At 72.2% G+C, this 14,100-nt stretch carries 9 protein-coding genes; 5 read left to right on the plus strand and 4 right to left on the minus strand.

The features are described from left to right. Positions 1-115 precede the first annotated feature (115 nt). Complete coding sequence (gene holA, locus ACIQZN_RS26205) at positions 116-1,111, plus strand: DNA polymerase III subunit delta (protein WP_403998541.1); 996 nt, start codon at positions 116-118, stop codon at positions 1,109-1,111. A gap of 405 nt (positions 1,112-1,516) precedes the next feature. On the opposite strand, the gene rpsT is transcribed toward holA, so the two are convergent. Beyond that, entirely contained in the window at positions 1,517-1,783 is a 267-nt protein-coding gene (gene rpsT / locus ACIQZN_RS26210; RefSeq protein ID WP_018103239.1) for a 30S ribosomal protein S20, read from the minus strand. 214 nt (positions 1,784-1,997) lie between these two features. Between rpsT and lepA the strand changes: the two genes are divergently transcribed. The 4 genes from lepA (at position 1,998) to hemW (ending at position 9,381) form a co-directional block, all read left to right on the plus strand. After that, entirely contained in the window at positions 1,998-3,872 is a 1,875-nt protein-coding gene (gene lepA, locus ACIQZN_RS26215) for a translation elongation factor 4 (protein WP_403998545.1), read from the plus strand. A gap of 215 nt (positions 3,873-4,087) precedes the next feature. After that, positions 4,088-5,977 (plus strand): AMP-dependent synthetase/ligase, encoded by a 1,890-nt coding sequence (locus ACIQZN_RS26220; protein ID WP_403998549.1) that lies wholly within the window; start codon positions 4,088-4,090, stop codon positions 5,975-5,977. Positions 5,978-6,198: 221 nt separating this feature from the next. Continuing rightward, on the plus strand, positions 6,199-8,094 hold the full coding sequence (locus ACIQZN_RS26225; protein WP_403998932.1) for a SpoIIE family protein phosphatase: 1,896 nt from the start codon (positions 6,199-6,201) through the stop codon (positions 8,092-8,094). 45 nt (positions 8,095-8,139) lie between these two features. Next, positions 8,140-9,381, plus strand: a complete 1,242-nt coding sequence (gene hemW, locus ACIQZN_RS26230; protein WP_403998552.1) for a radical SAM family heme chaperone HemW — start codon at positions 8,140-8,142, stop codon at positions 9,379-9,381. A gap of 19 nt (positions 9,382-9,400) precedes the next feature. Here the strand turns inward: hemW and ACIQZN_RS26235 are convergent, their stop codons facing one another. From ACIQZN_RS26235 to ACIQZN_RS26245, 3 genes are all read right to left on the minus strand, one after another. Next, positions 9,401-12,271, minus strand: a complete 2,871-nt coding sequence (locus ACIQZN_RS26235; RefSeq protein WP_403998555.1) for an ABC transporter substrate-binding protein — start codon at positions 12,269-12,271, stop codon at positions 9,401-9,403. A gap of 115 nt (positions 12,272-12,386) precedes the next feature. After that, complete coding sequence (locus ACIQZN_RS26240; RefSeq protein ID WP_403998558.1) at positions 12,387-13,205, minus strand: DUF3097 domain-containing protein; 819 nt, start codon at positions 13,203-13,205, stop codon at positions 12,387-12,389. Between the two features lie 41 nt (positions 13,206-13,246). Continuing rightward, the gene (locus ACIQZN_RS26245) at positions 13,247-13,969 is read right to left on the minus strand and encodes an MBL fold metallo-hydrolase (protein WP_403998561.1); all 723 of its coding nucleotides are present in this window, start codon (positions 13,967-13,969) and stop codon (positions 13,247-13,249) included. Positions 13,970-14,100 lie beyond the last annotated feature (131 nt).

Genomic DNA, 14,100 nt, shown 5'->3' on the forward strand with positions numbered 1-14,100 from the left:
CCGGACAGAACAGCGGGAAGACAGCCCAGCAGGGCGTCAGTCAGTGGCAGAGCCACGACCACCGGGACCTGAGTATCAGCATCAATGTCAGTGGCCCGTGGGATGCTGGACGGCGATGGCCACCAGAAGGAATTCCACCGACGATCCGCTCGCCCCGCTCACGCTCGCCGTGGGGCAGGAGGACCTGCTCCTCGACCGAGCCGTGCAGCAGGTGGTGGCGGCCGCGCGTGCCGCCGACGCCGACACGGACGTCCGGGACCTCACCCCCGACCAGCTCCAGCCGGGCACGCTGGCCGAGCTGACCAGCCCCTCGCTGTTCGCCGAGCGCAAGGTGGTGGTCGTGCGCAACGCGCAGGATCTGAGCGCGGACACGATCAAGGACGTCAAGAAGTATCTGGACGACCCGGTCGAGGAGATCACCCTCGTCCTGCTCCACGCCGGCGGCGCCAAGGGCAAGGGGCTGCTCGACGCGGCCCGTAAGGCGGGGGCCCGCGAGGTCGCGTGCCCGAAGACGACGAAGCCGGCCGAGCGGCTGTCCTTCGTGCGGGGGGAGTTCCGCGCGCTGGGGCGGTCCGCGACGCCCGAGGCGTGCCAGGCGCTGGTCGACTCCATCGGGAGCGACCTGCGGGAGCTGGCGAGCGCGGTGTCGCAACTCGTCGCGGACATCGAGGGCACGATCGACGAGGCGGTCGTCGGGCGCTACTACACGGGGCGGGCCGAGGCGTCCAGCTTCACCGTCGCCGACCGGGCGGTCGAGGGGCGGGCGGCGGAGGCGCTGGAGGCTTTGCGCTGGTCGCTGTCGACGGGGGTGGCGCCCGTCCTGATCACCAGTGCGCTGGCGCAGGGCGTCCGGGCGATCGGCAAGCTGTCCTCGGCGCGCGGGGGGCGGCCGGCGGATCTCGCGCGTGAGCTGGGCATGCCGCCGTGGAAGATCGACCGGGTGCGGCAGCAGATGCGGGGGTGGACGCCGGACGGGGTCGCCGTGGCGCTGCGGGCGGTCGCGGAGGCGGACGCGGGGGTGAAGGGGGGCGGGGACGACCCCGAGTACGCGTTGGAGAAGGCGGTGGTGGCCGTGGCGGGGGCCGCGTGGGGCGGGCGTAGCCCGCGGTAGGGGGCGCCCGCGGTGGTCCTCAATCGCCGGACGGGCTCGAACGTGCCGTTCAGGCGTCCTCAAGCGCCGGACGGGCTGGGTTTGCCGGGCGCGTTGGGCGTGCGGGTTCGGGCGTCCTCAAGCGCCGGACGGGCTGGGTTTGCCGCGCGCGTTGGGCGTGCGGGTCCAGGTGTCCTCAAGCGCCGGACGGGCTGGGTTTGCCGGGTGGGCTGGGTTTTGCCGGGCAGCCCGACGAGCGCCCATGCCGAAGGCCCCGCTCCCTGGGGAAAGGGTGGCGGGGCCTCGGGTTCAGATGGGTGCGTCGCACCCGCGTGGCGAACGCAGGTTCGGTGTGCGGCGCGGGGGCCGGACAGGAGCGGGGTAGAGGGCCCGCTTGGTCCCGTTCCGGCGTTGGGATCAGATCGCTCAGCCCTGGAGGGTGGCAGCCTTGGAGGCCAGCGCCGACTTCTTGTTGGCGGCGGCGTTCTTGTGGATGACACCCTTCGAGACGGCCTTGTCCAGCTGACGGGACGCGGCGCGCACGGCGACGGTGGCCTTCTCGACGTCGCCGGCGGCGACGGCCTCGCGGGCCTTGCGGATCGCGGTCTTGAGCGACGACTTGACGGCCTTGTTGCGCAGGCGCGCCTTCTCGTTCGTCTTGTTCCGCTTGATCTGGGACTTGATGTTCGCCACGAAAGAGCCTTTTCAGGTTCGTTGGATCTTCGATGTGTGTCCGTGCGGCCCGAGAGCCACATGGCACAGCTGTCCACGGTAGCAGGAGCGGTCCGACCGGCCCAAACCGGTCGCCGCCCCGCAGGCGTGGGACGATGGAGGCTACGTACAGATCCGCCCCGACCCGAACCGACCCGAGACACGGCGTCCGGCGTCTCAAGAATCAGGACCCTGCGTGCCCGCGACTCCTCTCCACGTGCCCGAGCCGAGCCGTACCGACCCGGCGCTGATCCGCAATTTCTGCATCATCGCGCACATCGACCACGGCAAGTCGACCCTTGCCGACCGGATGCTCCAGCTCACCGGGGTGGTCGACCAGCGGCAGATGCGCGCTCAGTACCTCGACCGGATGGACATCGAGCGCGAGCGCGGCATCACCATCAAGTCCCAGGCGGTCCGGCTGCCCTGGGCGCCGACCACCGGTGAGGGCCAGGGCAGCACCCATGTCCTCAACATGATCGACACGCCGGGCCACGTCGACTTCACGTACGAGGTCTCCCGGTCGCTGGCCGCCTGCGAGGGCACGATCCTGCTGGTCGACGCCGCACAGGGCATCGAGGCCCAGACCCTGGCCAACCTCTACCTGGCGATGGAGAACGACCTCACCATCGTCCCGGTGCTCAACAAGATCGACCTGCCGGCCGCCCAGCCCGAGAAGTTCTCCGAGGAGCTGGCTCACCTCATCGGCTGCCAGCCGGAGGACGTGCTCAAGGTCTCCGCGAAGACCGGCATGGGCGTGGACGCGCTGCTCGACCGCGTCGTCCGGGACGTCCCGGCGCCCGTCGGCAACGCCGACGCGCCCGCCCGCGCGATGATCTTCGACTCGGTCTACGACTCGTACCGGGGCGTCGTCACGTACGTCCGTGTCGTGGACGGCTCGCTGAACAAGCGCGAGCGGATCCGGATGATGTCGACCGGCGCCACGCACGAGCTGCTGGAGATCGGTGTCTCCTCGCCGGAGATGACGCCCTCCGACGGCATCGGCGTCGGCGAGGTCGGCTACATCATCACCGGTGTGAAGGACGTCCGGCAGTCCAAGGTCGGTGACACGATCACCTCGCTGAGCAACGGCGCGACCGAGGCGCTGGGCGGCTACAAGGACCCCAAGCCGATGGTGTTCTCCGGGCTCTACCCGCTGGACGGCTCGGACTACCCGGACCTGCGCGAGGCCCTGGACAAGCTCCAGCTCAACGACGCCGCCCTGGTGTACGAGCCGGAGACCTCCGCCGCGCTCGGCTTCGGCTTCCGCGTCGGCTTCCTCGGCCTGCTCCACCTGGACGTGGTCCGCGAGCGCCTGGAGCGCGAGTTCGGCCTCGACCTCATCGCCACCGCGCCCAACGTGGTCTACCGGGTCGAGATGGAGGACGGCAGCGAGCACGTCGTCACCAACCCGAGTGAATTCCCCGAGGGCAAGATCGACAAGGTGCACGAGCCGGTCGTCCGGGCCACGGTCCTGGCGCCCAGCGAATTCATCGGCGCGATCATGGAGCTGTGCCAGCAGCGCCGCGGCACCCTCCTCGGCATGGACTACCTCTCCGAGGACCGGGTCGAGATCCGTTACACGCTGCCGCTCGCGGAGATCGTCTTCGACTTCTTCGACCAGCTGAAGTCCAAGACCCGCGGTTACGCCTCCCTCGACTACGAGCCCACCGGCGAGCAGTCGGCCCAGCTCGTCAAGGTCGACATCCTGCTGCACGGCGACAAGGTCGACGCGTTCTCCGCGGTCACGCACAAGGACAAGGCGTACGCGTACGGTGTGCGCCTCGTCGCCAAGCTGCAGAAGCTCATCCCCCGGCAGAACTTCGAGGTGCCGATCCAGGCGGCCATCGGCTCCCGGGTCATCGCCCGTGAGACCGTCCGCGCCATCCGCAAGGACGTCCTCGCCAAGTGCTACGGCGGCGACATCTCCCGTAAGCGCAAGCTGCTGGAGAAGCAGAAGGAAGGCAAGAAGCGGATGAAGATGGTCGGCAACGTGGAGGTGCCGCAGGACGCGTTCATCTCCGTGCTGTCGACCGACGAGTCCGCCGGGGAAGGCAAGACCAAGAAGTAGTCCCGGCAGGACAGGCGGCCCCCGTATCGCAGGCAGCACGCTGCGATGCGGGGGCCCGTTCGTTATCAAGCGGGGTCCGATTGCCCCTTACGCGGGGCGCGCGGGCGCTCTACCCTGATCACGACTTCTTAGTTACTCGCCAGTTAAGCAAGCGGGATCGCAGCACGTAGACGCAGACAGCAGCAAGCACCATCGCCGCAGGCCCGGAGGATGTCGTGAGCGACACACAGACCATGATCGATAACCGTCCGCCCTCCGTGGCGACCCTCTTCATCGACCGGGTGGCGGCCACCCCGGACGGGGAGGCATACCGCTATCCGGTACCCGCGGCCGGCGGTGACGGCCCCGACGAGTGGAAGTCGCTCAGCTGGGCGCAGGCCGCCGAGCGGGTGTACGCCGTGGCCGCCGGGCTGATCGCGCTCGGCGTGAACCCGGAGGAGCGCGTCGCCCTCGCCTCCTCCACCCGGGTCGAGTGGATCCTCGTCGACCTCGGCGTCATGTGCGCGGGCGCCGCGACCACCACGGTCTACCCCTCCACCAACGTCGAGGAGTCGGCGTTCATCCTCGCCGACTCCGAGAGCCGGGTCCTGATCGCCGAGGACGCCGTCCAGCTGGCCAAGGCCCGCGAGCGCCGCGCCGAGCTCCCGAACCTCGCCCACGTCGTGGTCATCGACGCGGAGGGCGCCGGTCCCGCCGAGGCCGACCCCGAGGGCTGGGTGCTCACCCTGGCCGAGCTGGAGGCCCTGGGCGCCGAGCACCTGGCGAAGAACCCGGAGGCGGTCCGCGAGCGCGTCGACGCCATCACCTCCGAGCAGCTGGCGACCCTCATCTACACGTCGGGCACCACCGGCCGCCCCAAGGGCGTACGGCTGCCGCACGACAACTGGTCGTACATGGCCAAGGCCACCGTCTCCACGGGCCTGATCACCAAGGACGACGTCCAGTACCTCTGGCTGCCGCTCGCCCACGTCTTCGGCAAGGTCCTCACCTCCGGGCAGATCGAGGTCGGCCACGTCACCGCCGTCGACGGCCGCGTCGACAAGATCATCGAGAACCTGCCGGTCGTCCAGCCCACCTACATGGCCGCCGTGCCGCGCATCTTCGAGAAGGTCTACAACGGCGTCGCGGCCAAGGCGCGCGCGGGCGGCGGGGCCAAGTACAAGATCTTCCAGTGGGCGGCGGATGTCGCCCGCGAGCACGCCCGGGTCTCCCAGGACAACTTCCGGCGCACCGGCAAGGCGTCCGTGCCCTTCGCGCTCGGCAGCAAGCACAAGGTCGCCGACGCGCTGGTCTTCGCCAAGATCCGCGAGGCGTTCGGCGGCCGGCTCCGCGCCTGCGTCTCCGGCTCCGCCGCGCTCGCCCCCGACATCGGGCTCTTCTTCTCCGGCGCCGGCATCCACATCCTGGAGGGCTACGGCCTCACCGAGTCGAGCGCCGCCTCCTTCGTCAACCCGGGCGAGAGCTACCGCACCGGCACGGTCGGCAAACCGCTCCCCGGTACCGAGGTGCGCATCGCCGACGACGGCGAGATCCTGCTGCGCGGCCCCGGCATCATGCAGGGCTACCAGGGCCTGCCGGACAAGACCGCCGAGGTGCTGGAGGCCGACGGCTGGTTCCACACCGGCGACATCGGCGAGCTCTCCGTCGACGGCTACCTGCGGATCACCGACCGCAAGAAGGACCTGATCAAGACGTCCGGCGGCAAGTACATCGCGCCCGCCGAGGTCGAGGGCCAGTTCAAGGCGGTCTGCCCGTTCGTCTCCAACATCCTGGTGCACGGCGCGGACCGTAACTTCTGCACCGCGCTGATCGCCCTGGACGAGCCCACCCTCCTCGGCTGGGCCGCCGAGAACGGCATGGAGGGCACGTCGTACGCGGACGTCGTGGCCTCCCCGAAGACCGTCGAGCTCATCGACGGCTACGTGAAGCGGCTCAACGAGGGCCTGCAGCGCTGGCAGACCATCAAGAAGTTCCGGCTGCTCCCGCGCGACCTCGACATCGAGCACGGCGAGGTCACACCCAGCCTCAAGCTGAAGCGGCCGGTGGTCGAGCGCACCTACAAGGACCTGATCGAGGACATGTACGCGGGCTCCCGCGAGGCCTGACCGGCGCCCGAGGCACCTCCGTACGCCCCCTGAAAGCCCCCCGCGCACACCGGCGCGGGGGGTCGGCGCGTTCTCGCCGCAACGTCTTGACCACCCACTTCGGTAACTCGGCGCGTATGTGAAGGGCCGATCTGTCACTCTGTCCGTGTCGTCAGCGGCGCACCACGGAGAAACAGGCAGAGCGAGAACAGGTCAGGAGCCGCCCTGTGGGGTCCATTCCCTTGCAGCGGGACATCGTGCAGCGTCCCGGAACCACCGCCGCCACAGGCACACAGCCGGTCGCCCGGACCAGCCTGCCCGGCAACCTCCTCGCGCCCGCCGCGGCCCGGAGGTTCGTCACCGCCGCGCTGGACGAGTGGACCGGCCTCGGGCTGCCCGCCGCGGTCGGATTCAGCGAGCGGCTGTCCGATGACGCCGCGATGATCGTCAGCGAGCTGGTGACCAACGCCGTCGTCCACGCGGGCACCGCGGTCGACCTGCTCTTCCGGCTGGAGGAGGCCACCGAGGACGAGCAGTCCGCACTGGTCCTGGAGGTCTCCGACCACCACCCCGCCCGCACCGTCCGCGGCGACCACGCGCACAGCTCCGAGGCCGTGGACGAACCCCCCGACTACGGGCGCGGCCTGGACATCGTCGCCGCCCTCGCCGAGCGGTGGGGCATCACCTACCGCACCGGTACGAAGACCGTCTGGGCCCGGCTCCCCGTGGACGACTGGAATCCGTTCCCCGAGGGGCGCGGCGAGACCGGGCTCGACCGCGGACTGCGCGCCGCCGAACTGCTGGCCCCGACCGCCGCCCGGCGCACCGCCCGCGACGACGGGGACTGGGCCGGGCGCGGGGCGCTCTCGTTCCTCGCCGAGGCGTCCGACCTGCTGGCCGGGCAGCTGGACGAGGACATCGTGGCGGCCCTCGCCGGGCAGTTACTCGTCCCCCGCCTCGCCGACTGGTGCGCGATCTGGCTGGAGCCCGAGAGCGGCGGCCCCGCGGCCGTCCCCCGCCTCGCCAAGGTCTGGCACGTGGACGAGGAGCACATCGGGACGCTGCGCGCCCTGCTGGAGGGCCACCCGCTCCGGCTCCCCGAGCGCGTCGGCACCGGCGCCGTCTCCATGCCGTGGCCCGGCAGCGGGGAGGACGGCGAGCCGCCGGACGGGGAGGAGGGCGTCGCCTTCGCCTACCGGATCACCTCGGGCGGCCGCACCCTCGGAGCCGTACTCCTGGGCCGCGAGTCCACCGACCGGCTGCCCGACGAGCTGACGGCGCTCATCGAGGACTTCGTGCGCCGGGTCGGCCTCGCCGTGGGCGCCGCCCGCGCCTACACCCGGCAGGCCACCATCAGCCGCATCCTCCAGCGCGGACTGCTGCCCAGCAAGGTCGCCCGGATACCGGGGGTGGCCAGCTCCCTCGTCTACGAACCGAGCGACGACGGCGTCGTCGGCGGTGACTTCTACGACATCTTCCCGTGCCCCGGCGACCGCTGGTGCTTCGTCCTCGGCGACGTCCAGGGCAGCGGCCCCGAGGCCGCCGTCGTCACCGGCCTGGCCCGCCCCTGGCTGCGGCTGCTGGCCCGCGAGGGCTTCCAGGCCGACGAGGTCCTGGTCCGGCTCAACCGGCTCCTCCTGGACGACGCCATGGAGGCCGCCGAGGCCGCCGCGCTCATGGTCGCCGCCGCCGGGGGCCAGCACTCCGCGGACAACGGCGGGCAGTCCCGCTTCCTGTCCCTGCTGTACGGGGAGCTGGTGCCGCTGCCCGGCGGCGGCGCCCGGTGCACCCTGGCCAGCGCCGGGCACCCGCTGCCGCTGCTGCTGCGCCCGGACGGCACCGTGCGGCCCGCCGCCGAGCCGCAACTGCTGCTCGGGCTGATGGACGACGCCGTCTACGAGACCCAGAGCTTCGACCTGGCGCCCGGGGACAGCCTGCTCTGCGTCACCGACGGGGTCACGGAGCGGCGCTCGGGCGGGCTGATGTTCGATGACGGGGACGGGCTGGCCAGGGCGCTGTCGGGGTGCGCGGGGCTGAGCGCGGAGGGGATCGCGGAGCGCATCAAGCACGCCGTGCACGACTTCGCCGAGCGGCCGCCGGACGACGACCTGGCGCTGCTGGTGCTCCAGGCCGAGTAGCGCCGGTCCGGGGCTTGGCGTCCGATTGCCGGGCGGCGCGCGACAATGGGCGGTATGCCTTCCGTACTGCCCGATGGTGAACCCGTGCCCGACGACGGGGCGCTGCCCCGCCATGCCCTGGAAGGCGCAGCCGGCCGCCCGCTCGGCTTCTACCTGCACGTGCCGTACTGCGCGACCCGCTGCGGCTACTGCGACTTCAACACCTACACGGCGACCGAGCTGCGCGGCTCCGGCGGCGCGCTGGCCTCCCGCGACAACTACGCATCGCACCTCATCGGCGAGGTCCGCCAGGCCCGCAAGGTCCTCGGCGACGACTCCCGCCCGGTCCGCACGGTCTTCGTCGGCGGCGGCACCCCGACCCTGCTCGCCGCGGCCGACCTGGTCCGGATGCTGGCCGCCATCCGCGAGGAGTTCGGGCTCGCCGACGACGCCGAGATCACCACCGAGGCCAATCCGGAGTCCGTGGGACCGGCCTACCTGGCCGAGCTGCGCGAGGGCGGCTTCAACCGGATCTCCTTCGGCATGCAGAGCGCCCGGCAGCACGTGCTGAAGATCCTCGACCGCACCCACACCCCGGGCCGGCCCGAGGCGTGCGTGGCCGAGGCGCGCGCGGCAGGCTTCGAGCACATCAACCTGGACCTGATCTACGGCACCCCGGGTGAGTCCGACGACGACTGGCGCGCGTCCCTGGACGCGGCGATCGGCGCCGGGCCCGACCACGTCTCCGCGTACGCGCTGATCGTGGAGGAGGGCACCGGCCTCGCCCGCCGCATCAAGCGCGGCGAGATCCCGATGACCGACGACGACGCGCACGCCGACCGCTACCTCATCGCGGACGAGGCGATGGCCGCCGCCGGCTACTCCTGGTACGAGGTGTCGAACTGGGCCCGCACGCCCGAGGGCCGCTGCCTGCACAACGAGCTGTACTGGCGGGGCGCCGACTGGTGGGGCGCCGGGCCGGGGGCGCACAGCCACGTCGGGGGCGTGCGCTGGTGGAACGTGAAGCACCCGGGGGCGTACGCGCAGGCGCTCGCCGAGGGCCGCTCGCCGGGCGCCGGGCGCGAGGTCCTGTCCGCCGAGGACCGCCGCGTCGAGCGCATCCTGCTGGAGCTGCGCCTCGTGGACGGCTGCCCGCTCTCCCTGCTGGCCCCCGCCGGCCTCGCGGCGGCCCGCCGGGCGGTGGACGACGGTCGCCTGGAACCGGCGCCGTTCGCCGACGGACGGGCCGTGCTGACGCTGCGCGGGCGGCTGCTGGCCGACGCGGTGGTACGCGACCTGGTCGACTGAGCGGGGGGTCGGCCCCCGCTCACTTCAGCGGGCACTTCGGCGGGTCCAGTTCCACCTTTCCCGCCGCCCGGCCGCAGATGGTCCGGGCGTGGCTCCGGCCGTCCGGGTAGGTGATCTGCACGACGTCCAGACCGTGGCCCGCCTGCGCCTCGTACGGGATGAAGCCGCGGAAGGTGATCGTCCCCGTGGGCATCGTCCGGAGGTTCACCGCGTACAGGTTCGCCCAGGTCTCCGCCGCGCTGTTCACCGTGTCGCCGTGGCTCGCCGCGTCGTACAGCGCGGCCGTGGCGCTGTACGACATCACCGACTGCCCGCTCGCGAAGAGCGGGTCCTCGTACGGTTTCGACTCCGGCAGGCGGGGAAGTGTCACGCCCTCGGGCAGCAGCTTCCCCAGGGCCCGGTGCGACTCCTCGTAGAAGCCGTCGGCGCGGCCGCGGCTCATCGGCGCGAGGGCCGTGTGGTACAGCGTGACGTGCTTCGTGGTGTCCGTGCTCGCGTCGAGCCGGGCCTTGGTCAGGTCGTCGCCCGTGAAGACGGTGATCGGGCGGCGCGAGCAGCTGTGGGCGAGCCGGCTCATCAGATTGGCGACGTCCTCGACCCGGCCCGCGAAGTACAGCGCGTCCGGCGCCGGGTCCGCCGCGCAGATCCGCTGCACCGGCCGGTCCAGGTCGGCACTGCTGCGGCGGCCGAGGTCGTACTCCACCGGCTCCGACAGCGCGAAGCCCGAGTCCTTCAGCATCGCGCTGCCCACCTTGCGCTGCTCCACCGTGTAGCGGTCCTTGTCGTTGTTGCCGAGCTTGCGCGACAGGACGAGGGCCCGGGGCTTGTGCTTGCCGGCCGCCCCGGCCGCCAGCTGCTTCGCGACGAGGCCGAGGGCGTCCGCCTGCTCCTGGTCGGTGGCCGCCAGGCCGAAGTAGTTGGAGTAGTCCGTCGCCAGATAGCCCCCGGAGTTGGTGGTGTCCACCACGGGCAGGCCCGCCCGCTGAAGGAGCGCGGTGGCCTCCGGGCTGTCGGTGGTGTCGCGGCCGAGCCCGACCACGCCGACGACCGAGGGATCTCTTTCGGCCACCTCGATGATCTTCTTCACCGCGGGTATCTGCTGGAGCATGTCCTGCCCGCCGTTGGCGGTCAGCACCCGCAGCTTCACGGAGAAGTCCAGCGTGTTGGTGTGGTGCTGGTAGAGGTAGACGCCGGTCAGCTCCTCCAGGGCCTTGCGGGTGCGCTCCGGGGACGGGGCGGTGAACGGACCCGCGTAGATCAGCGTGACGTACTTGTCGCCCGGCTCGATCGAGGCGTTCTCCTCGGCCACCGCCCGCTCGATCCGGTCGAAGGTGACCCCCGCCCCGGCCCCGTCCAGCTCCAGGCCGTTGCCCTCCGCGAAGCGCACCCGGGTGGACGTCGCCACGCCGATGCACTCCCTGTCCCCGCCGTCCGGACCGAGCCGCACCGAGTCCGTGTCGACGTCCGTGAGCGGCCCGTGGCAGTAACGGTTCGCCAGGTGGTTGCCCAGCAGCATCGTCCCCAGCAGCGCCCCGGCCACCAGGCAGGCGACCGTCGTCCGCGACATCACCCACCACACCCACGTCCTGCGCACCCGCTGCGTGGACAGCTGGGCGTGCGCGTGCTCATGGGTCAGCTGGGCCGTCGACAGCGGCAGCCGCAGCACCCAGGCGGGCGTGGCCGTGCCCGAGGGCGACTGGCCCACGCTGAGATGGCCGACCCAGTCCTCGTACCGGGCCCGCGCCGCACCCGTGTGCACGGGCGGCGGGTCGGGCGGCAGCGGCGGGGTGTGCCGCAGGATCTCGGCCGCCGGAAGCGAGGCCAGGAGCAGCAGCGGATCGACCTCGCTGCGCCGGGAGCGGACGTTGTTGACGGCGTTGATCAGCTGCACGCCGCCGTTGCCCTGGACGGCCCTCGGCAGGAAGACCACCGGCGGTACGGTCCGCTTGCCGCGCCGCCAGTCCGGCGCGTGCGGCCGGTAGTTGTTGCGCAGGTCCTCCAGCAGCGCCTGGACCCTCAGCTCCAGGTGGAACTGGCGGGACCGCTCGTCGCCCGCCGCCGCGTCGGCCACCCGCCCCGCGACCACCGCCGCCCGCGCCCGGATCACCCGCCACGAACCGCTGGGCGAGAGACGGGACCAGCCGTCCGACGGATAGCCGGTGCTGGCGGCGGCCAGCGACGAGGTGGTGGCGAACCACCTGCTGGCCCGGCGCAGCCACAGCAGCGGCGGCGCCGACGTCGTCACCAGCCGGATCACCGCGAGCCCGAGGACCGCGCCCACGGCCACCAGCGTGGTCGGCAGCCAGCCGATCTCGCCGAGCAGCACACCCAGGACCGCGATGACCACGGCCCCCACGAACGTCTCCGGCCGCACCGACTCGCGCAGCGCCGTCCACCAGGTGCCCCGGCCGCGCCGCCCGGCCCGCCAGCGCAGGGCGCTCAGCTCCTCCAGGATCCGATCGTCGCGCTGGTCCCGGGAGCAGCCCGGGTCAGGGTCCCGCAGCACGGCCTCGGTGGCCTGCTCGATGGCGCCGAGCAGCCGGGAACGGGGGAAGGCGAACGGCTTGTACTGCGATCCGCCCCGGGTCTCCCACGGCTTCTCGGTCAGCGTGCGGACCATGTCGAGCGCCGCGTCGTACGGGGAGTCGCCGCGCCCGTCGAGCAGGCGCAGGGGGACGCGGCGCGGCTGGTTGGCCCGGTGGACCTGGCGCACGATCTGCTCGACCCGGGCGTCCACGTCGGCCGGTACGTCGGCGTCGGCGGCCTGGAGGACCACCAGGGGCATCACGGGCCGGTTGGCCCGGTAGCCGTCGATGAGCTGCTGCACGAAGTGGAAGACGGCGGAGGCCGCCTCGTTCTCCGCAGTGTCCCGCCAGACCTCGCGTGCCATCGCCCCGTGCCTTCCCTCGCGAAAAGAGCCTGGCCCCCTCAATAACCGATGATGTGTGCGAGGCGCAGGTATTCATCCGGATCGGTGCCGGATCGAGGGGAAGGGCGGCCGGACATCAGTCAGGAAGGGTGACGAAATCGATCAATTCCTCTACCCGGCCCAGGAGTTCGGGCTGAAGGTCCCGGTAGGAGCGGACCGAGGACAGAATGCGCTGCCAGGCCGCCCCGGTGTTCTCCGGCCAGCCCAGCGCCCGGCACACGCCCGTCTTCCAGTCCTGCCCGCGCGGCACCACCGGCCACGCCGCGATCCCCACCGACGCCGGCTTCACGGCCTCCCACACGTCGATGTACGGGTGCCCGACCACCAGCACATCGCCGTCCGACACCTGGGCCGCGATCCGGGACTCCTTGGAACCGGGCACCAGATGGTCGACCAGCACCCCGAGACGGGCGTCCGGCGCGGGCGCGAACTCCCGCACGATCGCCGGCAGGTCGTCGATGCCCTCCAGGTACTCCACGACGACGCCCTCGATGCGCAGGTCGTCGCCCCAGACCCGCTCGACCAGCTCCGCGTCGTGCCGCCCCTCCACATAGATCCGCCCGGCCCGCGCCACCCGCGCCCGCGCCCCGGGCACCGCCACCGAACCGGAGGCCGTACGCGTGGGCCGCGCCGGACCCCCGGCCGACGGGCGCACCAGCGTGACCACCCGGCCTTCGAGCAGGAAGCCGCGCGGCGCCATCGGGAAGACCCGGTGCTTGCCGAACCGGTCCTCCAGGGTCACCGTCGGCCCCTCGGCGGTCTTCTCGCACCGGATGACCGCGCCGCAGAAACCGGTGACGGCCTCCTCCACGACCAGATCGGTCTCGGCGGGCACCTCCGGGGCGGGGGCGGACTTCTTCCACGGCGGGGTCAGATCAGGCTGGTAGCTGCGCATCGCACGACGATAAGCGGGGAAGACCGATCGGCGGGGAAGACCTACGACACGCCGAACCGCCCCGCCAGCTCCGACCGCTGGGCCCGGACGAACGCCGCGTCCACCACGGCCCCGTGCCCCGGCACGTACAGCGCGTCCTCCCCGCCCAGCTCCAGCAGCCGGTCCAGCGCGGCCGGCCAGCGCGCCGGACTCGCGTCCGGACCGGCCTGGGGCTCGCCCGACTCCTCGACCAGATCGCCGCAGAACACCAGCGCGGGGGAGCCCGGGACCAGCACCGCCAGGTCGTGCCCGCTGTGCGCCGCGCCCACGTCCACCAGGACCACCTCCCGGCCGCCGCCCAGGTCCACCGTCAGCTCCCCGCGCACCTCGTGGCGCGGGGCCACCAGCACATCGGCGGACTCGGCCGCGTCCGCCTCGGGCAGGCCCTGGGCCACCGCGTCCGCGTACAGCTCACCGGCCCCGCGCCGCAGCAGCTCCGCCGTGCCCTCGGAGCCGTACACCCGTGCCCCGGCGAACGCGGCCGTGCCCAGCACATGGTCGAAGTGGGGGTGGCTGAGTGCGATGTGCGTCACCCTCCGGCCGAGCAGCGCCTCGGCCTGGGTGCGCAGTTCCACGCCCTCGCGCAGTGACGAACCGGTGTCGCAGAGCAGCACCCCGTCGGGACCGGCCACCAGCAGGGCGGTCGCATCCCAGACCGGAAGGCGCCGCCGGCCCGTTCCGTGACCCAGCCGCTCCCATCCGAACTCTTCCCAAGAGGCATCCATGCGGCGACGCTATCGGCAGCGACCTGCGCGATCGCGCGGTAGCGTGGCCGGTCGCCCTTGCTAGGGCACCACCCCGTCGCCGTACACTGGCCGGGGATCGCTGGCACTCGTACGCACCGAGTGCCAGGAGG

The sequence above is a fragment of the Streptomyces sp. NPDC097595 genome, from assembly GCF_044761525.1.
Taxonomy (GTDB): domain Bacteria; phylum Actinomycetota; class Actinomycetes; order Streptomycetales; family Streptomycetaceae; genus Streptomyces; species Streptomyces drozdowiczii_A.